Annotated in this window: 21 protein-coding genes; 16 read left to right on the top strand and 5 right to left on the bottom strand. The window is 60.6% G+C overall.

What is annotated here, in order from left to right:
- Window positions 1-5: 5 nt before the first annotated feature.
- The 5 genes from IHN22_RS06400 to nth all read right to left on the bottom strand — a co-directional run bounded on the left by IHN22_RS06400 (window position 6) and on the right by nth (window position 4,293).
- Entirely contained in the window at window positions 6-1,025 is a 1,020-nt protein-coding gene (locus IHN22_RS06400) for an ABC transporter substrate-binding protein (protein WP_087388976.1), read from the bottom strand.
- Window positions 1,026-1,207: 182 nt separating this feature from the next.
- Window positions 1,208-2,230 carry a rod shape-determining protein gene (gene mreB / locus IHN22_RS06395; protein ID WP_007494905.1) on the bottom strand — a complete coding sequence of 341 codons (1,023 nt, stop codon included), beginning with the start codon at window positions 2,228-2,230 and terminating at the stop codon, window positions 1,208-1,210.
- A 189-nt stretch (window positions 2,231-2,419) separates the two neighbouring features.
- The gene (locus tag IHN22_RS06390) at window positions 2,420-3,076 is read right to left on the bottom strand and encodes a ComF family protein (RefSeq protein WP_087268487.1); all 657 of its coding nucleotides are present in this window, start codon (window positions 3,074-3,076) and stop codon (window positions 2,420-2,422) included.
- Window positions 3,073-3,252 carry a hypothetical protein gene (locus IHN22_RS06385; RefSeq protein WP_087398611.1) on the bottom strand — a complete coding sequence of 60 codons (180 nt, stop codon included), beginning with the start codon at window positions 3,250-3,252 and terminating at the stop codon, window positions 3,073-3,075. Before IHN22_RS06385 ends, IHN22_RS06390 begins: the two co-directional genes overlap by 4 nt.
- Before the next feature lie 393 nt (window positions 3,253-3,645).
- Window positions 3,646-4,293, bottom strand: coding sequence for an endonuclease III (gene nth / locus IHN22_RS06380; protein ID WP_087187883.1), 648 nt, complete (start codon window positions 4,291-4,293; stop codon window positions 3,646-3,648).
- Window positions 4,294-4,431: 138 nt separating this feature from the next.
- On the opposite strand from nth, the gene glyA reads away from it, so the two are divergent.
- The 16 genes from glyA to IHN22_RS06300 form a co-directional block, all read left to right on the top strand.
- Window positions 4,432-5,673, top strand: a complete 1,242-nt coding sequence (glyA, locus tag IHN22_RS06375; protein ID WP_300985734.1) for a serine hydroxymethyltransferase — start codon at window positions 4,432-4,434, stop codon at window positions 5,671-5,673.
- A gap of 142 nt (window positions 5,674-5,815) precedes the next feature.
- Window positions 5,816-6,886 (top strand): S-layer homology domain-containing protein, encoded by a 1,071-nt coding sequence (locus IHN22_RS06370; RefSeq protein ID WP_207733070.1) that lies wholly within the window; start codon window positions 5,816-5,818, stop codon window positions 6,884-6,886.
- 275 nt (window positions 6,887-7,161) lie between these two features.
- Entirely contained in the window at window positions 7,162-8,436 is a 1,275-nt protein-coding gene (locus IHN22_RS06365; RefSeq protein WP_191434218.1) for a replication-associated recombination protein A, read from the top strand.
- A 136-nt stretch (window positions 8,437-8,572) separates the two neighbouring features.
- Window positions 8,573-9,484, top strand: a complete 912-nt coding sequence (locus IHN22_RS06360; protein ID WP_300985730.1) for a M23 family metallopeptidase — start codon at window positions 8,573-8,575, stop codon at window positions 9,482-9,484.
- Between the two features lie 15 nt (window positions 9,485-9,499).
- On the top strand, window positions 9,500-10,066 hold the full coding sequence (locus IHN22_RS06355) for a site-2 protease family protein (protein ID WP_300985728.1): 567 nt from the start codon (window positions 9,500-9,502) through the stop codon (window positions 10,064-10,066).
- Window positions 10,067-10,204: 138 nt separating this feature from the next.
- Entirely contained in the window at window positions 10,205-10,546 is a 342-nt protein-coding gene (gene rplS, locus IHN22_RS06350; protein WP_087187964.1) for a 50S ribosomal protein L19, read from the top strand.
- 366 nt (window positions 10,547-10,912) lie between these two features.
- Window positions 10,913-12,907: an amidohydrolase family protein gene (locus IHN22_RS06345; protein WP_191434214.1), complete on the top strand. Its 1,995-nt coding sequence runs from the start codon at window positions 10,913-10,915 to the stop codon at window positions 12,905-12,907.
- A gap of 135 nt (window positions 12,908-13,042) precedes the next feature.
- Window positions 13,043-13,897 (top strand): ribosome biogenesis GTPase YlqF, encoded by an 855-nt coding sequence (gene ylqF, locus IHN22_RS06340; RefSeq protein WP_087389429.1) that lies wholly within the window; start codon window positions 13,043-13,045, stop codon window positions 13,895-13,897.
- A gap of 14 nt (window positions 13,898-13,911) precedes the next feature.
- A complete protein-coding gene (locus IHN22_RS06335) occupies window positions 13,912-14,517 on the top strand; it encodes a ribonuclease HII (RefSeq protein ID WP_191434212.1) in 606 nt (201 codons plus the stop codon).
- Entirely contained in the window at window positions 14,514-14,885 is a 372-nt protein-coding gene (locus tag IHN22_RS06330; protein ID WP_087389427.1) for a YraN family protein, read from the top strand. The genes IHN22_RS06335 and IHN22_RS06330 overlap by 4 nt, the downstream gene beginning before the upstream one ends.
- 15 nt (window positions 14,886-14,900) lie before the next feature.
- On the top strand, window positions 14,901-15,845 hold the full coding sequence (locus IHN22_RS06325; protein ID WP_191434210.1) for a dipeptidase: 945 nt from the start codon (window positions 14,901-14,903) through the stop codon (window positions 15,843-15,845).
- On the top strand, window positions 15,833-17,320 hold the full coding sequence (gene thrC, locus IHN22_RS06320) for a threonine synthase (protein WP_191434208.1): 1,488 nt from the start codon (window positions 15,833-15,835) through the stop codon (window positions 17,318-17,320). The genes IHN22_RS06325 and thrC overlap by 13 nt, the downstream gene beginning before the upstream one ends.
- Window positions 17,321-18,001, top strand: coding sequence for a metallophosphoesterase (locus tag IHN22_RS06315; RefSeq protein WP_087187895.1), 681 nt, complete (start codon window positions 17,321-17,323; stop codon window positions 17,999-18,001).
- A 118-nt stretch (window positions 18,002-18,119) separates the two neighbouring features.
- Window positions 18,120-19,553 carry a trigger factor gene (gene tig, locus IHN22_RS06310; protein WP_191434207.1) on the top strand — a complete coding sequence of 478 codons (1,434 nt, stop codon included), beginning with the start codon at window positions 18,120-18,122 and terminating at the stop codon, window positions 19,551-19,553.
- A 120-nt stretch (window positions 19,554-19,673) separates the two neighbouring features.
- Window positions 19,674-20,255, top strand: coding sequence for an ATP-dependent Clp protease proteolytic subunit (locus IHN22_RS06305; RefSeq protein WP_087187897.1), 582 nt, complete (start codon window positions 19,674-19,676; stop codon window positions 20,253-20,255).
- Window positions 20,256-20,349: 94 nt separating this feature from the next.
- Window positions 20,350-20,721, top strand: a 372-nt coding sequence (locus IHN22_RS06300) for a ClpX C4-type zinc finger protein (protein ID WP_300985718.1), incomplete at its 3' end; no start/stop codon positions are given.

Here is a 20,721-nt window from a genome sequence, read left to right as displayed (position 1 = left end):
GGTGTTCAGGCGATGGGCTCGTAGTCCTCAGGCATGGTCAGCCCCAGAGTCTCGCAGTTGGCGGCGTTGTACATCTTGGTCACGGTGGGGGCGTACTCGATGGGCATGGTGGAGATGTCCGCCTCGCCGGTCAGGATCTGGGCGGCCATCTCACCGGTCTTGTAGCCGATGTCGTAGTAGCTGATGGACAGGGTGGCCACGCCGCAGCCGGAGCAGATACCGGACTCACCGGCGATCACCGGCACGCCGGCGGGGAGAACCACGTTGGCGATGGTCTCAGTGTTGGCGGCGGCGGTGTTATCGGTGGGGATGTAGATCACGTCGGAACTGTCACAGGCGGTCTGGGTCACGGAGGACAGGTCGTTGACGTCGGTGAAGGCATACTGGGTGCAGGTGTAGCCCATATCCTCCAGATAGCCCTGGATGGTCTGTACCTGATAGACCGAATTGGGCTCGCCGGAGCAGTAGAGCAGGCCTACGTTCTGGGCGTCGGGGAAGAGCTCATTGAGCATGGCGGCCTGCTGGTCCAGGGGAGCCAGGTCGGAGGTGCCGGAGATGTTGCCGCCCACGGTGCCGGTCCAGTCGGTGATGGAGAGGGCGGTGGCGTAGTCGGTCACCGAGGTGCCCAGAATGGGAATGTCGGCGGTGGCAGAGGCGGCGGCCTGGAGGGGATAGGTGGCGTTGGCAAGAATCAGGTCCACCTGATCGGCCACAAAGCCGTCCATAATAGTGCCGCAGTTGGCGTATTCGCCGCCGGCGTCCTGCTCCTCAAAGGTCACCTGGCCGGGCAGCTTCTCATTGAGGGCGTCCTTGAAGCCCTGGGTGGCGGCGTCCAGCGCATCGTGGGTCATCTGCTGGCAGATGCCTACGGTGTAGGTCTCGCCGCTGGCGGCGGGTTCTCCGCCGGAGGGAGTCTGGGAGTTGCCGGCGGGGGAACTGGCGGCGCCGGAGGTGCCGCCGCCGCAGGCGGTGAGGGTGAGGGCCAGTGCGCCGGTGAGCAGTCCGGCTGAGATACGCTTATTCATGAGATTGACCTCTTTTCCTTGTTTGCACCCCCATATCTGAGAGATACAGGAAGCACTTATACTGATTTTGCAGTTTAGCACTTAAAAGGCCAAAAGTCAAGTATGATATTTTTTGACGAACATCGAGCAAAAAAACGGAGTGCTGCAAGAATTGCAGCACTCCGGAAGAAAATCGGCAGGATTTAATTCATCTGCTTGCGGCGGGACAGGTTGATGGTACCGTCCTGCATGGAGTCCACGTCGTCCAGGCTCTTGCCGGTGCCGTAGGCCACACAGGAGATGGCGTCGTCGGCCACGTGGGTCTCAATGCCGGTGTGGGATTCGATAAGCTTGTCGAAGCCCCAGACCAGGGAGCCGCCGCCGGTCATGCAGATACCGTTGGTGGAGATATCGGCCACCAGCTCGGGAGGGGTGCGCTCCAGCACGCCGTGGATGGCCTCCAGGATGCGGGTGGAGACCTCCTCAAAGGCCTCGATCATCTCGCTGGAGGACACGGAGAACACCCGGGGCAGGCCGGTCATCAGGCAGCGGCCCTTGATCTCCACGGTCTGCTCCTCGGGGCGGGGGAAGACGCAGCCGATCTGCATCTTCAGCTCCTCAGCGGTGCGCTCGCCGATGAGCACATTGTGCTTGCGGCGGATATACTTGACAATGGCCTCGTCAAACTGATCGCCGGCAATCTTGATGGAGGTGGACTCCACGATGCCGGACAGAGAGATGACGGCGATATCGGTGGTGCCGCCGCCGATGTCCACGATCATATGTCCGTCGGGCTTGGCAATGTCGATACCGGCGCCGATGGCGGCGGCCACGGGCTCCTCAATGAGGTAGACCCGGCGGGCGCCGGCCTGGATGCCGGCGTCGATGACGGCCCGCTCCTCCACCTCGGTGATACCGGAGGGGACGCAGATGACGATGCGGGGCTTGAAGAGCCGGAAGGAGGTCACCTTCCGGATAAACTCCTTGAGCATCCGCTCGGTCATGTCATAGTCGGAGATGACGCCCTCCCGCAGGGGACGGATGGCCACGATGTTGCCGGGAGTACGGCCCAGCATCTGCTGAGCCTCAGTGCCTACTTTGAGCAGCTTGCCCGTATTCTTGTCAATGGCCACCACGGAGGGCTCCCGCAGGACCACGCCCTTGCCCTTTACATAGACCAGGATAGAAGCAGTACCCAGGTCGATACCGATATCTTTACTGAACATACCTGCACCTCGACGTTTTACTCTGTATGATGAATGGTGATGACTGACCAGAAAGCCAACTCAGTCAAACAAGACTGGATGCAATGCCCCAGTCTGAATCCTCTATATTATACAGAAGTATGCCCGCCATTTCAACGTAAATTTCCGCTAATTTTCTGAATTTTCCCGGCAGATGACCGGTCAGTCCGCCTATCTGGCCCGGGCCAGGGCGGCGCACACCACATCCTCTGCCCCCATGGTACGCAGGGTGCGGGCGCATTCGGACAGGGTGGAACCGGTGGTTACCACATCGTCAATGAGCAGGACCCGCTTTCCCGCCACCAGCTCCGGGTCCACCGGGGTATAGGCGCCCAGTACATTGGCCCGGCGCTGGGCATCCTCGGTGATGCCGGACTGGGGATCGGTATTCCGCTCCTTCCGCAGGGTCTCCACCGCCACATCTCCCAGCTCCAGAGCGGCGGCGCTGGCCAGCAGGAAGGCCTGATCATAGCCACGCTCCCTCTTTCGCCGGTCGGAGAGAGGCACCCAGGTGATGAGATCGTACCGCCCGTCCAAATGATCATGGACACACTGGGCCACCAATTTGCCGTATACTTTATGATAGCCACGGCGTCCTTTGAATTTGTACCGGTGGATGGAATCCCGCACCTTAGCCTGATAGCGCAGCGGCGCGGCACACAGAGAGAAAAATTCCCCTGTCAGTTCCGCTTCGCCGTCGGTGAGCCAGGGCAGTTCCCGCTGGCAGCGCCGGCAGAAGCCGCTTTCGCCGGAGTCCAGCACCTTCCCGCAGAACACGCACTTGGGCGGGAAGAGCAGGTCCAGCACAAAGCCCAGCGGCCCGCTCATTTTGATGCCTCCGCCGGAATCGGCCCGTGCTCCTTTTCAAATTCCCGGATGCAGCTTTGGATCAGATAATGTGCCTGTCCATTGATGGTTCTGCCCTCATAAGATGCAATATACCGCAGTTTCTGATGGATCTCAGGCGTGACCCGTAAGCCAATGTGTTTGACTTCTTTTCCCATGTCTTTCACACCTCCATCCTGCTTTGCGTGCGATTGCACGCATCTTGGATATATAGTATGAAAGTTTGGGTGGAATATGGGAGAGTGCACAAAATTGCACGCACAAAATTCGACTAGATGGGATGGGCGGGCGGGTGTGGGCGCCCGCCCCTACAAACAGACTTCCAAGATTGATGTAGGGGCCGATGTCCTCATCGGCCCGTCCCCAGGGGGGGTACATCCAATAGGGGGGAGACCGCAGTCTCCCCCCTGATTGGTCGTTTTAAGGAGAGGGGATTTCAAAGGGGAGAGGGAAATCGAAATCCCTCTCCCCTTTGACGGTTCTTTGGTGCCTTTCTGTCCGCACAGAAAGGCACTCGCCCAACAGGGCGAAACTATTTGGAACTAATCGGCTTAATCTCCAACGCTCTTCTGGAAATGATCGCACCAGGGCCGCAGGGTACAGTTTTGGCAGTCGGGCCGCCGGGCCACGCACACCGCCCGGCCGTGGAGCACCATCCGGTGGCAGAAGTCGCTGGATTCCTCCGGGGGAAGGATTTTCCGCAGCTGCATCTCGGTCTTGACCGGGTCCTTGGTGCCGTCGGTGAGGCCCAGCAGGCCGGTAATGCGGATGCAGTGGGTGTCGGCCACCACCACGCCGGGGGTCTTGTATACGTCGCCCAGGATCAGATTGGCGGTCTTGCGGCCCACGCCGGGCAGCTTTAGCAGGTCCTCCATATTGTCGGGTACCACGCCGCCGTACACATCCACCAGCATCCTGGCGGCGGCCACGATGTCCCGGGCCTTGGCCCGGAAGAAGCCGGTGGAGTGGATGTAGGTCTCCACCTCGCTGACGTCGGCCTCCGCCAGGGATTCCAGAGTGGGGAAGCGGGCGTACAGGGCGGGCGTGACCATATTGACCCGCTCGTCGGTGCACTGGGCAGCCAGACGGACGGCGAAGAGCAGCTCATAGGGCTTGGGATATTGCAGGGAACACAGGGCGTCGGGGTAGAGGCGCTTGAGCTCCTCCACAATGGCAATGACATCCTGATGGTCTTTCATAGGATCACCTCGTTAGACAATATAACACACAACGCAGCAAAAAACGAGAGGGTTTTTCCTATGGTGACGATTGTAATTTTGGGAATCATCCGGTATAATGAGTTAAATCGCTAAAATTTTGAAAGGTGGCGACAGACATTGGTCAAGGATATCATGGAGTTTCTTACCGCCCAGGACCCGGAGGTAGGTCAGGCCGTTGAGGCGGAGTACGCCCGGCAGCAGCGCAACATTGAGCTCATCGCCTCTGAGAACTTCGTCAGCCAGGCGGTGCTGGCCGCGGCGGGCACGGTGCTCACCAATAAATATGCCGAGGGCTATCCCGGCAAGCGGTACTACGGCGGCTGCCAGTGCGTGGACGTGGTGGAGGAGATCGCCCGCAAGCGGGCCTGCCAGCTCTTCGGAGCCGACCACGCCAATGTGCAGCCCCACTGCGGCGCCAACGCCAATTTCGCGGTCTATCAGGCTCTGTGCGAGCACGGCGACACCGTGCTGGGCATGGATCTGGCCAACGGCGGCCACCTGACCCACGGCTCTCCCGTCAACTTCTCCGGCAAGAACTACAACATGGTGGCCTATGGCGTCAATGAGCAGGGGTATATTGACTACGACCAGGTCCGGGATCTGGCCAAGAAGCATCAGCCCAAGATGATCCTGGCCGGCGCCTCCGCCTATCCCCGCATCATCGACTTCAAGACCTTTGCCGACATCGCCCATGAGGTGGGGGCCTACCTCTTTGTGGATATGGCACACATCGCCGGTCTGGTGGCCGCCGGGCTCCATCCCAACCCGGTGCCCTATGCCGACGTGGTGTCCACCACCACCCACAAGACCCTCCGGGGTCCCCGGGGCGGCATGATCCTGTGCAAGGAGGAGCTGGCCAAGAAGATCGACTCAGCCATCTTCCCGGGCAGCCAGGGCGGCCCTCTGGAGCACATCATTGCCGCCAAGGCAGTGGCTCTGGGCGAGGCCCTCAAGCCGGAGTTTAAGACCTACCAGGAGCAGATCGTGAAGAACGCCGCCGCCCTGGCGGACGCCCTGCTGAAGGAGGGCTTTGATCTGGTGTCCGGCGGCACCGATAACCACCTGATGCTGGTGGATCTGCGGCCCGCCCACCTCACCGGCAAGGAGATGGAGCACCGCCTGGACGAGGTCAACATCACCGTCAACAAGAACGCCATCCCCAATGACCCCGAGAAGCCCTTCGTCACCTCCGGTATCCGGGTGGGCACTCCCGCCGCCACCAGCCGGGGCTTTGTGGAGGAGGACATGAAGGTCATCGCCCAGGTCATGTGGCAGACCGCTACCAACTTCGAGGGCAACCAGGAGAACCTGCGTGCCCAGGTGGCCCAGCTCACCGCCAAATACCCCCTGTACGAATAAGCGCTGTTCACAAGGCCGCCTTCGGGCGGCCTTGTGTCATTTCTGAAATTTTTATAAAAATCCTGTCACAAATGCCCCGGCTGGAGGGTTTTTGTAGTAGAATAAGATTAGAAACGTCCAAGCAGAAAGGAAGGTCATGATCATGAAACGAATTGCATCTCTAGCCCTTTCCCTGGCATTGCTGCTGGGCTGCCTGCCTACTGCCATGGCGGTGGAGGACGGCCCCTCTCCCTGGGCGGAAGAGGAGGTGAGCCGTGCGGTGGAGGTTGGCCTGGTGCCCCAGTCCCTTCAGGAGGATTGGCAGCAGCCTATGACCCGAGGCGAGTTTGCCATGATGGTCATCCGCTATCTGGCCGTGACCTATGGCCGAACCGATGAGCAGCTGGTCAACGACTATATGACCTACTGCCCCGACCGCAACGACGAATTCTGGGGGGAGGAGGACTTCGGCGACGGGCTGACCTGGTGGCAGCGGTTCTCCGATGAGAAGAGCGGCTCCTGCTTCACAGATCTGCCCACGGGAGAGCAGCGAGGCTATATCCAGGCTGCCTACCACATGGGCCTGGTCAACGGCAAGGGGGACGGCACCCTCTATGACCCGGAGGGTACCATTACCCGGCAGGAGGCGGCCTGTCTGTTGGCCCGGGTCTATCAGAAGCTGGACCCGGAGGACCACCGGATTGCGCTGTACAGCGGCTATACCGACTATAGCGAAATGGCCATCTGGGCCATAGACAGCATTGCTTCCGTGGTGGGACTGGACATCATGGGAAGCACCTCTACCTCCGCGCTGACCTTTGACCCGCTGGGCACCTACAGCCGGGAGCAGGCGGCAGTTACCTTCCTGCGGCTGTATAAGGACGCCCCGGTGAGTGCCACCAAGGGCAACGTGATCAAGCTGGAGGAGGCGGCCTATCAGCAGGAGCTGTGGGAGGTGTTCCACAAGGGCGACCCCGGCACCAACATCCCGGAGTTCCAGGCGGATACGCCCTGGGGCACCGTCCTGGCCATCCGCCACCGGAATATGATGCATTTTTCCGAGGAACTGCTGGTCATCTACCGGGACGGACGGGTGCAGGTGCTGTCGGCGGCCAAGATAGGCTCTGACTGGTCGGTGAACGACAGCCAGGACACGTTTTCTTACACAGTAGACGGGGTGCAGTACCAGCTGGACCTGACAACCAGGCAGGTGACCCCGCGCTCCGGGAGCTGAAACATCCCGTGGGACGGGAATTTTCCCGCCCCGTTCCCTTTACGAATACTCGAACGCGTGTTAGAATGGAGCGGAAGTAATTCCGCTCCATTCTGCTTGGACTGAGGAAGGAACCTCCGGGGTTAAGGTTTCGGAGGGAAAGATAGTGTGAAAGAAAACCGTCAGGGTTGTCTTTCGCGTTCAGTCAAATACATTTTGAACCTTTGTGAAAGGTTCAAAATGGCATGGAGCGGAAGTAATTCCGCTCCATTCTGCTTTTAAGGGAGGTCGTTCCCATGACATACCGGCCTTTGGCGGACGAGATCCGGCCTCAATCTCTGGACGAGGTGGTGGGCCAGCGCCACATATTGGGGGAGGGAGGGTTGCTCCGCCGCATCATTGAGGGAGGCAACATCCCCAATCTGGTGTTTTACGGCCCATCGGGCACCGGCAAGACCACGGTGGCTAACATCATCGCCAAGCGCACCAACCGGCCCCTCCACCGGCTCAACGCCACCACCGCCTCCATCTCCGACATCAAGGAGATCATGGCTGCTCAGATCGGCACCATGCTGGCCCCCGACGGGGTGCTGCTCTACCTGGACGAGATCCAGTATTTTAATAAGAAACAGCAGCAGTCTCTGCTGGAGTTCATGGAGAACGGCAAGATCACCCTGATCGCTTCTACCACCGAGAATCCCTACTTCTATGTCTATAACGCGGTGCTCAGCCGCTCCAGCGTCTTTGAATTCAAACCCCTCACCGCCGCCGACGTGCTGCCCGCCGTGGAGCGGGGCATCCGACTCATGGGGGAGCGGCTGGAGGGCGAGGTAGTGTGCGAGGAGGGCGTGAAGGAGCATATCGCCTCCGCCTGCGGCGGGGACGTGCGCAAGGCCATGAACGCGGTGGAGCTGCTCCTCAACTCCGCCAAGCGGGAGCAAGGAAAGCTCCTTGTCACTCTGGCCGACGCCCAGACGGTGGCTCAGCGCTCCGCCATGCGGTATGACCGGGAGGGGGACGACCACTACGACATTGCCTCCGCCCTGATGAAGTCCCTCCGGGGCTCCGACCCGGATGCCGCCTGCCACTATCTGGCCCGGCTGCTGGAGGCGGGGGATCTGATCACTGCAATCCGGCGGCTGCTGTGCTCGGCCAGCGAGGATGTAGGCATGGCCTATCCCCAGGCGGCCCTCATCGTTAAGGCTCTGGTGGACAACGCCCTCCAGCTGGGCCTGCCCGAGGCCCGGCTGCCTCTGGCCCAGGCGGCCATCCTGCTGGCCACCGCCCCCAAGTCCAACTCGGTGTACAAGGCCATTGCCGCCGCCCAGGCTGACATCCGCAAGGGCAAGACGGGGGACTATCCCCGGCACCTCCAGAACGTCCACGCCGATTCGGCCGGGATGGAGCGGGAGCAGGGGTACCTCTACCCCCACGATTTCCCCAACCACTGGGTGAAACAGCAGTATCTGCCCGACGCTCTGGCGGGCAGTCACTATTATCAGTACGGAGATAACAAGGTGGAACAGGCCGCCAAACGGTACTGGGACGCCATCATGGGGGGCAAACCTTAAATCGGGTTGTCCGCATAAACCACTGCTCTGCCGCATATAGATAGCCCACACTCATACAGAAGGGATGCGGGCCGGCATGAGAGAGCAGCGAAGCAGGGTTGCCAGCAGAAGAACGGGACAAAAGAAGGGAAAAACAGTGCTGGGCCCACGGGAGAGGCGGCGGATCACCCAGCTGGTGGTCTGTCTGGCACTGTTTTTGGCGGTATTTATCGGAAAAGGGATCTTCCCGGAGCGGATCGCCGACCTGCGGGAGCAGGTGCTGGGACTGCTGCGGGGGGACACGGATTTTCAGGCGGTCTTTGCCGACCTGGGCCAGTCTATCTCCAAGGGAGAGCCGATGTTGGATACCCTGGGGGATGCCTGGAGCCAGATGCTGGGCGGGGAAGAGGCCAAGACCGGCGGAACGGCGGGGGAGAACGCCCTCTATGCCGCCCAGGCTGCCTGGCTCAGCGGCTTTGGCCGTCAGGAAGGCACCGGGACCCTGGGGCTGAAGATCGACCCCCAGGCGACCCCGGCGGTGGCCGCCACACCGGCGCCACAGCCGGAGGTCACCCCAGAGCCGACTCCCACCCCGGAACCGGCGGTGGAGCACGTGGACTACACCGGTCCCGCTCTGCCGGACAACACCTCCATGGATAAGTACCGGCTGGATGTGGGGGAGACAGTGAGCCCGGTGATGGGGGTGCTCACCTCACCCTTTGGCTGGCGGGAGCACCCGGTGGACGGGGAGGAGAAGTTCCACAACGGGGTGGATCTGGCAGTGAACACCGGTACCCAGGTCAAGGCCTTTGCCGATGGGGTGGTAGACTATATCGGCGACGACCCCGATCAGTACGGCCTCTATCTCCAGATCAGCCACGCCAACGGGGTAAAGAGCTTTTACGCCCATTGCAGTCAGCTGCTGGTCAGTCAGGGCCAGACGGTGAAGGCAGGGGACACGGTGGCCCTGTCCGGCGACACCGGCAACACCACCGGACCCCATTTGCATCTGGAGTTGCGGTTCAACGGGGTGCGGATCAATCCCATCTACTATATCGAGACCAACTGAATGAGATGGGGGCGTGTGGAGATCACGGCAGGGGCCCTGCTGCTGTGGGCCCTGCTGTACTATCTGGACAGCGGGGGGTTGGTGCCCCAGGCTTTGGCGGCCTGCGCCCTCCATGAGCTGGGCCATTATGCCGCCATCCGGCTGCTGGGAGGCAGAGTGGCCCGGCTGAAACTCTCCTGCGTGGGGGCGGAGATGGCCCTGTCTGCACGCTGTCCCCTGGGCCCCGCCCGGGAGCTGGCGGCCGCCCTGGCCGGACCGGCGGTCAACCTGCTGTGTGCCTGGCTCTGTTCGGGACTGGGGGAGACCTGGTGGTGCTTTACCGGCCTCCATCTGGCTCTGGGCCTGTTTAATCTGCTGCCGGTGGGGCCGCTGGACGGAGGCCGGGCGCTGAGCTGCCTGCTGACCCTGGCGGGCAGGGAGGACTGGGCACAGCCGGTGGTGGGCCTGCTTTCCGTTGGGCTGTCCATGGGCCTGACCATGGGGGCGCTGTTGCTGTGGCGGGTAGGGGAGGGCAACCTGACCTTGCTGCTGGTTGCTCTGTGGCTGTCTGCCATCCCGCTGCGGAAAACCAAGAAAAAATGAAAAATCTGCTTGCAATTTGTGGCGGGGCATGATATACTATCTCGGACTCAATAAAGGGCGGTCCTCTGCGGCTGCTGTCCAGAGAAGGACGGCGGGAATATGGCCGGTAAGAACGCCTATCAACAGGAGGAAAATCAAATGGATCTTATGCAGGCTTTCAGCGCCAAGTATCAGAAGGCTGAGCCCCCCGTGGCCAATGTGGGCGACACCGTCCGTGTGCACGTGCACATCAAGGAAGGCAACCGCGAGCGTATCCAGGTCTTTGAGGGCACCGTGATCGCCAAGAAGCACGGCGGCATCGAGGAGACCATCACTGTTCGCCGCGTGTCCTACGGCGTTGGTGTGGAGAAGGTGTTCCCCATCCACGCTCCCGCTGTGGACAAGATCGAGATCGTCCGCAAGGGTAAGGTGCGCCGCGCCAAGCTGTATTATCTGCGTGACCGCGTGGGTAAGAGCGCCAAGGTTAAGGAGCGCATCTAATCGCATTGGATTTATCCGAAAAAGGAGAGAGGCAGTTGCCTCTCTCTTTTTTTATGTCTAAAAGTGGTTAGAATATGCAAACTATTTGCCATCTTGCACAAAAATGCATTTCCAAATTGAGAACGACGAAGTTTGATATTCTTGTTTTGGTTATAATTCATAAAGAAACTGAAATATTTTTAAGGTTTTTAAATGGTTTCAGACAGAATAGAGGAATACAGAGGCATAAATGGACTTTTGAAAAACCGTCTTGCAAAAGAAAATGCTTCATGATACGCTACAGGCAAGAGCAAGAGGAAAGGAGGATAGGCCCAATCGCACACACCGGGAAACTGAGAAAGAAGAATCAAATAGGAGGCGAAATTCATGTCACGCAAAGGCTTTGGACGCATTCTTGGCACGATTTTGGCACTTACCATGCTTCTCTCCCTCTTCCCCGCCTCTGCGGCGGCACCCGAAGCTGCCGACAGTGTATACCGCAACGGCAATATTTATACGGTGGATGAGGAGTTCACCGTGGCCAGCGCCATTGCCGTCAAGGGCGACCGGCTGGTCTATGTGGGCGATGAGGCCGGTGTGGAGGCCTACATCGGCGCCGGCACCAAGGTGGTGGATCTGGGCGGCAACACCGTGATCCCCGGCCTGATCGAGGGCCATATGCATATCAACGGTCTTGGCGAAAGCCTGCTTCAGATCGATGCCTTCTGGAAACCCAAGGAGGACATTCTGGCCGCGGTGAAGGAGGCGGCCGACGCGGCCCAGCCCGGCGAGTGGATCCGCGGCCGGGGCTGGATGAACACCGTGTGGGAGGACAGCGACTATCCCACCAAGGAGGAGCTGGACGCGGTGGCCCCCAACAACCCGGTGTACCTCACCCGGGCGGACGGCCATATGTGCTGGGTGAACTCCATGGCTTTTGAGCTGGCGGGCATCACGAAGGATACCCCAAATCCCCAGGGCGGCGAGTATCTGAAGACGGAGGACGGAGAACTGCTGGGCTGTGTGACCGATACCGCCATGAGTCCGATCAGCGCCCTGCTCCCCGCGTTCTCCATCGAGGAGCAGAAGCAGGCCCTGCTGCTGGCCCAGGATCAGCTGTTCTCCTACGGGCTCACTTCGGCCATGAACGCCGGCACCTCCGTGGAGACCCTGAACGAGGTGTACAAGCCCCTGTATGAGGACGGCAGTCTGAAGCTGCGCGCTTATATTCTGATGTCCCTGTCCTCCACCGAGGGGGCTCAGGCCGATTATCTGCGCAACAATAAGCCTCAGGACGGTCTGTATAATGAACACATGGACGTCCGGGCGGTCAAGCTGTTCAGCGACGGCTCCCTGGGGGCCCGCTCCGCCGCCATGCTGGAGGAGTACAGCGACCGGGCCGGTCATCTGGGCAATTACAGATCCTCCGACGAGGAGATGTACCAGCTGGTGAAGCTGGCCTATGATAACGGCTATCAGACGGGCAGCCACGCCATCGGCGACGGCGCCAACCACCAGCTGCTGGACGCCTATGAGCGGGTGATGGAGGAGAATCCCAGAGAGGATCCCCGCCTGCGCATCGAGCACTTCCAGATCCTGACCCTGGAAGACATCCAGCGGGCCATTGATATGGGGGTCCTGCCCTCCATGCAGACCACCCACGCCACCTCCGATATGCTGGTGGCCGAGGACCGCATCGGCGCCGAGCGGCTGAAGGGCGCCTACGCCTGGCGCACCATCATTGACAGCGGCAGTATCATCATCAACGGCTCCGACGCCCCCGTGGAACTGGTCAATCCCTACCATGGCCTGTATGCCGCGGTCACCCGCAAGGACCGTCTGGGCGAGCCGCCCGAGGGCTGGCATGCCGAGCAGTGCATGACCCGGGAGGAGGCCCTGCGCTCCTTCACCATCTGGGCGGCCTACGGCGAGTTCAACGAGGACATCAAGGGCTCCCTGGAGGTTGGCAAGCTGGCCGACTTCGTGGTGCTGGACCGCGATATTATGACCTGCCCCGAGGAGGACATCAAGGACACCCAGGCCCTGATGACGGTCTCCGGCGGCGAGGTAGTCTTTACCCGGGACAACAGCAAGCCCACCATTATGTGGAACGGCCTGCCCCTGACCTTTAACAGTCCCTTCTACACTGAGCCCGGCACGATCTATGCGCCGCTGAGCGACCTGGTCAACGGACTGACCGCCACTGTGACCCGGGACGGCTCCAAGGCCACCATCACTGTGGAGGACAAGACCGCTGAGGTGGAGATCAAGACCGTCAACGGTGTGGAGTATGTGGGCGTGCGCGCCCTCTTTGAGGGCCTGGGCCGCAACGTGACCTGGTACGGCCTCAGCTCCTGTGTCTCTGTCGGCTGGCTCAAGTAAATTCTCTGTTCCGCAAAGCGGCTCCGGATTGATCCGGAGCCGCTTTTTTGTGCGTGTTTGCTCTTTTCAAACTACTATATCTTGTGTATAATGGAGCATAAAATCTATTCTAACCAAACCAAAGGAGGCGGGAGCATGAACATCCAATGGTATCCCGGCCATATGACAAAGACCCGGCGGCAGATCCAGGCGGATCTGAAGCTGGTGGACCTGGTGGCGGAGATCATCGATGCCCGCATTCCCATTTCCAGCCGCAACCCGGATATCGATGAGATTGTGGGCGACAAGCCCCGGCTCATCATCCTCAACCGGGCGGATCAGGCCGACCCGGCCATGAACAAGGTGTGGGGGGACTGGTTCCGCCAGCGGGGCTGGTGGGTCATGGAGACCAACGCCCGGGACGGCAAGGGAGTCAATCAATTCTCCGCCGCTATCAAGTCCGCCCTGAAGGACAAGATCGAGCAGTGGAAGGCCAAAGGCCTGGTGGGCCGCCCGGTGCGGGCCATGGTGGTGGGGGTGCCCAACGTAGGCAAGTCCACCTTCATCAATCAGGTGGCCAAAAAGAAGTCCGCCAAGGCGGGCAACAAGCCCGGCGTCACCCGGGGCAAGCAGTGGGTCAACGTGGACCCGGGCCTGGACCTGCTGGACACCCCCGGCATTCTCTGGCCCAAGTTTGAGGACGAGATCACCGGAATGCACCTGGCCTTTACCGGGGCGGTGAAGGATGAAATCATGGACCGGGAGACCCTGGCCTGCCACCTGATGGAGATTTTGGGACAGCGGTATCCCCAGGCCATCACCGACCGCTACAAGGTGGAGCCCCAGCCCGGTTTAGCTGGCTGGGAGCTGCTGGAGGCCTGCGGCCGCAAGCGGGGCTTCTTGATCTCCGGCGGCGAGGTGGACACCGAGCGTATGGCCCGGGTGCTGCTGGAGGAGTACCGCAGCGGCAAGCTGGGTAACTTTACCCTGGAGACTCCCCAAGAGGTGTAAAGGAGATATACTATATGGATCTGTGGGAACTGGAGCGGGACTGCTGGGCCCAGGGCCATGAACTGGTGTGTGGCTGCGACGAGGCGGGGGCAGGTCCCCTGGCCGGGCGGGTGTACGCCGCCGCGGTGATCCTGCCCCGGGAACTAGATATCCCCGGCCTCAACGACTCCAAAAAGCTGACCCCTAAAAAGCGGGATCAGCTCTACGATCTGATTATAGAGCAGGCCCAGGCCTGGAGCGTGGCATGGGTAGAGGCGGAGGAGATTGATGAAACTGATATCCTCAGCGCCCGGATGAACGCCATGCAGCGGGCCATTGACGGCTTGAGCGTCAGGCCCGACTTCGCCCTCATCGACGGTAACCGGGACCATGGAAAGCACGGAGCCGTCACCACGCCCCACGCAACAGTTGTAAAGGGAGATTCCCTGTCGGCATCTATTGCCGCCGCCTCCATTCTGGCCAAGGTGAGCCGGGACCGGTACATGGAGGAGATGGCGGAACAGTACCCCCAGTACGCCTTTGAGCAGCACAAGGGATATCCCACAAAACTCCACTATGAACGGCTGCGGCAGTACGGGCCCTGTCCCATCCACCGCCGCACCTTCCTGAAAAAGCTGTGAGCGGGGGAGAGGCCAAGCTGCTGGGCCGTTGGGGGGAGGCCAAGACGGCGGAGCTGCTGCGGCAGCGGGGCTATACCATCGTTGCCGCCGGTTATCACTGCCGGTTTGGAGAAATCGACCTGATTGCAACGACTGACAAGTATTTATGCTTTATAGAAGTGAAGCTGCGGAAGAATGATTCCTTTGCCCCCGGGCGGGCGGCGGTGGACCGGCGGAAGCAGCAGAAGCTGCGTACCACGGCGGAGTGCTGGTTGGCGGAACACCCTGATATGGGGCTCCAGCCCCGGTTCGACGTGGCGGAGCTGTATGCGCCCCAGGGCATGGCTACCCGGGAACCGGAGTTTCACTATTGGGAAAATGCGTTTTAAAAGGAGGCGGGTGCCTTGCCGGAGATCGACGTCTTTGGCGGACACTGTGATACGGTGCTGAAATGCTGCTTGGAGGGGGGCGGCTTTGGCCGCAATTCCTATCATGTGGATCTGGAGCGGGGGAGAGCCTTCCGCCGGTACGCTCAATTCTTTGCCCTTTTTGGTCAGCCGGAGGATTTCCCCGGGCTTACACCCCGGGAGACCTTTGAGCGGGAATACCAGCTCTTTTCCCGGGAAATGGAGGCCAACGCCTCTGTGATTACCCACTGCCGGACGGCAGAGGAGGCGGAGAAGGCCTTCGCCGCCGGGAAGATGGCCGCCTTCCTGTCTGTAGAGGGGGCAGAGCTGCTGGACTGTTCTGTGGAACGGCTGGAGGAGGCCTGTGCTTTGGGTGTCCGGGCGGTCAATCCCACCTGGAACCGGGCCAACGCTCTGGGCGGCACCAACGCAGAGGACACCGACAAGGGCTTGACCGTTCAGGGAAAGGCCTTTGTCCGCAAAGCGGAGGAGCTGGGAGTGCTGGTGGATGTGTCCCATCTGTCCGACCCGGGCTTCTGGGATGTGGCGGATACCCTGTCCGGTCCCTTTTTTGCCAGTCATTCCAACAGCCGGTCTGCGTTTTCTCATCCCCGGAACTTGACCGACGAGCAATTTACTGCCATAATAGAGCATGGCGGCGTGGCGGGACTGAACCTCTACGCTGAGTTTGTGGGCGGTAAGGCGGATCTGGAGGCCATTGCCGCCCATCTGGACCACTGGCTGGAGCTGGGGGGCGAGAAAAACATCGCCCTGGGGGGCGATCTGGACGGATGCAGCCCCCTGGCCGGCAGCATGGCCGGAGTCCAGGACTATGAACGGCTTTACCACTTCCTGCTGGAGCGGGGCTACGGCCTGGCCCTGGTGCAGGATCTGTTCTTCAATAATCTGATGAGGGTAGTGAGCAAAGTATGTACTATGTAAGCACGAGAAACAAACAGGACCGCTGCACCGCAGCTCAGGCCATTGCCCGGGGACTGGCCGCCGACGGCGGCCTCATGACCCCCGAGGTGTTCCCCAAGCTGTCTCCCAACGGCCTGAATACCATGCGGGATATGTCCTACCAGCAGCGGGCGGTCTTTGTGATGAACTCCTATCTGGACGACTTCACCTCCTCCGAGCTGACCTCCTTTGCCAGCAAGGCCTACGGTGGCGCCAAGTTTGACGTACCTGAGGTGGCTCCTGTCCGGCAGGTGGACGACAAGACCTACTGCCTGGAACTGTGGCACGGCCCCACCTGTGCCTTCAAGGACATGGCGCTGCAGATGCTGCCTTACCTGCTTACCGCCTCCCTGAAGAAGAATCAGGAGTCCAAGACGGTGTGCATTCTGGTGGCCACCTCCGGCGACACCGGTAAGGCTGCCCTGGAGGGCTTCCGGGACGTGGACCGCACCCGCATTCTGGTGTTCTATCCCAAGGACGGCGTGTCTGCTATCCAGGAGCTGCAGATGAACACCCAGGAGGGCGGCAACGTGGGAGTCTGCTCCGTGGTGGGCAACTTCGACGATGCCCAGACCGGCGTGAAGAAGCTCTTCTCCGATGAGGCCCTGCGGGAGCAGCTGGCAGAGCGGGAGTATTTCCTGTCCTCCGCCAACTCCATCAACTGGGGCCGGGTGCTGCCCCAGATCGTCTACTACATCTCGGCCTACTGCGACCTGCTGCGGGACGAGAAGATCCAGAAGGGGGACCCCATCAATGTCTGCGTCCCCACCGGCAACTTCGGCAATATCCTGGCGGCCTACTACGCCAAGGAGATGGGCGTGCCCATCAATAAGCTGATCTGTGCCTCCAATGCCAACAACGTGCTCACCGACTTCATCCGCACCGGTCAGTACGACCGCAACCGCACCTTCTACAATACGATGTCCCCCTCCATGGACATCCTGATCTCCTCCAACCTGGAGCGGATGCTCTTTGCCCTGAGCAACCATGACGATGCCGAGGTGCGGGGCTATATGAACCAGCTGAACACCGTGGGAATGTATAAGGTAAGCCCTGCCATCCAGACCAAGCTCAGCCGCATCTTTGCCGCCGGCTGCTGCGATGATGCCCAGACCCAGAAGGTCATCGGTCAGATGTGGCAGGAGCACAAGTATCTCATCGATCCTCATACCGCCGTTGCCTTTGACGTGCTGGATCAGTACCGGAAGGAGACCGGCGACGAGATCCCCGCTGTGGTGGTGTCCACCGCCAGCCCCTTCAAGTTCTGCGACAGCGTGCTGGGCGCCCTGGGCGTCACCGAGCTGGCGGAGGGCACCGCTATCCTGGATCAGCTGGCCGAGCTCACCGGCGTGCCCGTGCCTGCTCCTCTGGCTGCCCTCAAGAATAAGAGCGTGCGCTTTAACCAGACCGTCTCCAAGGAGCACATGGTGGACCAGGTGCTGGAGATGCTCAAGTAAATGGCCCTGTTTGTCATTGGCGATACCCACCTTTCCCTGGCCTCCAATAAGCCCATGGACGTGTTCGGCGGCGGCTGGGAGGGCTATGTGGACAAGCTGCGGGAGGGCTTTCAGGCGGTAGGCCCGGAGGACACGGTGGTGCTGTGCGGCGATCTGTCCTGGGGTATGAGCCTGGAGGAGGCGGAGGCCGACTTTGCCTTTCTGGACAGCCTGCCCGGCGTCCGCAAGCTGATGCTCAAGGGCAACCATGACTACTGGTGGAATACCGCATCCAAGATGAACCGCTTTTTTGCCGAGAAGGGCTTTTCTACCCTGAAGATCCTCCACAACAACTGCTACGAATACGGTGAGTACGCTCTGTGCGGCACCCGGGGCTGGTTTTACGAGGAAAAAGGGGACCAGAAGGTGTTCAACCGGGAACTGATCCGGCTGGAGGCCTCCCTGAAGGCGGCGGGGGAGAGGAAGAAGCTGTGTTTTCTCCACTACCCGCCCCTGTACCAGGGCTACCGCTGTGCGGAGATCATCGCACTGCTTGAAAAGTATGAGGTGGAGGCCTGTTATTACGGCCATCTGCACGGCGGAAGCCACCGTTTGGCGGTGGAAGGAAAGTACGGTCCGGTGGTCTATCATCTGGTGGCGGCGGACTATGTGGGGTTCCAGCCTCAAAAAATCCTGGAATAATTGAAAAAAACTATGGCAATTTCCGCGCACATCTGATAATATATAACGGATAACGCGAAAGCTGCCCCGTCCTGGACCCCTGTCCGGGCCCCGGGGCTGACAGGAGGAAGTTAACAAGATGAATGTCAAAAGCGTCGAGAAGCAGGAAAAGAGCGCCGTGGAGCTGGTCATCGAGATCGGCGGCGAGGAGTTTGAGGCCGCGGTCCAGAAGGCTTATCTGAAGCAGCGCAACAAGATCAACGTGCCCGGCTTCCGGAAGGGCAAGGCTCCCCGGAAGATCATCGAGGGTATGTTCGGCTCCGGCGTGTTCTATGAAGATGCCATCAATGAGCTCTATCCCAAGGCCTATGCCGATGCCGTGGAGCAGGAGAAGCTGGACGTGGTGTCCTGGCCCAACGTGGAGGTTCTGGAGGCCGGCAAGGACGGCCTGACCTTTAAGGCCACCGTCACTGTCCGTCCCGAGGTGAAGCTGGGCGAGTACAAGGGCCTCACCGCTGAGAAGGAAGAGGTCAAGATCACCGACGAGGACATCGACAACGAGCTCAAGCCCTACATCAACCGCGCCAGCCGTATGGTGACCGTGGAGCGTGAGGCTCAGAACGGCGACACCGTGGTCATCGACTTCGAGGGCTTCAAGGACGGCGTTCCCTTCGACGGCGGCAAGGCCGAGGGCCACAGCCTGGAGCTGGGTTCCGGCGCCTTCATCCCCGGCTTTGAGGATCAGCTGGTTGGCACCAAGGCCGGCGACGAGAAGGACGTGAACGTCACCTTCCCCGAGGACTATCACGCCGAGGATCTGGCCGGCGCCCCCGTGGTGTTCAAGGTCAAGGTCCACGAGGTCAAGGAGAAGCAGCTGCCCACCGTGGATGACGAGTTCGCCAAGGATGTGTCCGAGTTTGACACCCTGGAGGCCTTCAAGAAGGACCTGGCCGACAAGCTGACCGAGCGCCGTGAGGCCCAGGCCAAGCGCGCCTTTGAGGCCGCTATCATGGAGCAGGTCATGGACAACATGGAGGTTGAGATCCCCGACGCCATGGTGGCCTACGAGACCGACCAGATGGTGGAGGATATGGCCCGCCGCATCCAGGCTCAGGGCATCCCCTTCGAGCAGTATATGGCTATGACCGGCATGACCATCGACATTGTCCGCTCTCAGGCCGCCGCCGCCGCCATGGAGCGGGTGCGCCGTGACCTGGCTCTGGGCGCCGTTGTGGCTGCTGAGAACATTGAGATCAGCGACGAGGACCTGGAGGCCGAGTACAAGCGTCTGGCCGACGAGTACCACATGGAGCTGGATCAGGTGAAGGCTGCCGCTCCCGCTGAGGACGTGAAGAAGGGCCTGGCCATCCAGAAGGCCGAGCAGGTCATCTATGACAGCGCCAAGGTGGGCAAGGCTCCCGCCAAGAAGAAGACCACCAAGAAGAAGGTCGAGGAGGCCGAGGGTGAGGCTGCCGAGGGCGAGGAGAAGCCCAAGAAGCGCCGCACCACCAAGAAGAAGACCGAGGAGGCTCCCGCTGAGGAGGCTCCCGCTCAGGAGAAAACTGAGGAATAAGACGCCGTGAGGCGGGCATACTTTGAGGTAAGCCTGCCCAAGGGTGGGGATGGTCCGGGGCCCGGGTCTCTGAGAGGGAGGCCCGGCGCCCCAACATCAGAATAAAGGAGTTTCGCAATCATGAGCTTAGTACCCTATGTAGTGGAGCAAACCAATCGGGGCGAGCGGTCCTACGACATTTTCTCCCGCCTGCTCAACGACCGCATCATCTTCCTGGGCGAGGAGGTCAATGCCACTACCGCCAGCCTGGTGGTAGCCCAGCTGCTGTACCTGGAGGCCCAGGACCCGGACAAGGATATCCAGTTTTATATCAACAGTCCCGGCGGATCTGTTACAGACGGTATGGCCATCTATGATACCATGCAGTACATCAAGTGTGATGTATCCACCATCTGCATTGGTATGGCGGCCAGCATGGGGGCCTTCCTGCTCTCTTCCGGCGCCAAGGGCAAGCGCCTGGCACTGCCCAACGCGGAGATCATGATCCATCAGCCCTCCGCCGGCACTCAGGGCCAGATCACTGATATGGCCATCCACCTCAAGCGCCTGGAGATCATCAAGAAGCGTATGAACCAGATCCTGGCCGACAACACCGGCAAGAATGTGGCGGAAGTCACTGCCGCCTGTGAGCGCGACAACTTCATGTCCGCTGAGGAAGCCAAGGAGTTTGGCCTGATCGACAAGGTCATCTATTCCCGGTAATCTGCGGGGGAGCGGGGAGAAAACGCCCCGCTCCCTTTCCGGCTTTTTACCTGCTCCCATCTGCAACCAATCCAGAGTACGACGAGGTAACGATATGCCAAAAAACGACGAGCGCAAAAGCGTACGCTGTTCCTTTTGCGGCAAGCACCAGGACCAGGTGGCCCGCATCATTGCCGGCCCCGGGGCCTATATCTGCAATGAGTGCGTCCACCTGTGCATGAGCATTCTGGACGACAACTACGACCCGGAGGAGGCCCTGTCCCCCGATATCCCCGATGTGATCCCCACCCCCCGGGAGATCCGGGACGTGCTGGATCAGTATATCATCGGCCAGGAGGACGCCAAGGTGGCCCTGTCCGTGGCGGTATACAACCACTATAAGCGCATCTACTTCGGCGGCGGGGAGGATGTGGAGCTCCAGAAGAGCAACATCCTGCTCATGGGCCCCACCGGCTGCGGCAAGACC

Origin of the sequence: Flavonifractor sp. An112 (assembly GCF_904377885.1) — a bacterium.
Lineage (GTDB): Bacteria > Bacillota > Clostridia > Oscillospirales > Oscillospiraceae > Flavonifractor > Flavonifractor avicola.
The sequence above is the reverse complement of the archived record's forward strand: the minus strand, read 5'-3'. Positions and strand labels throughout refer to the sequence as shown.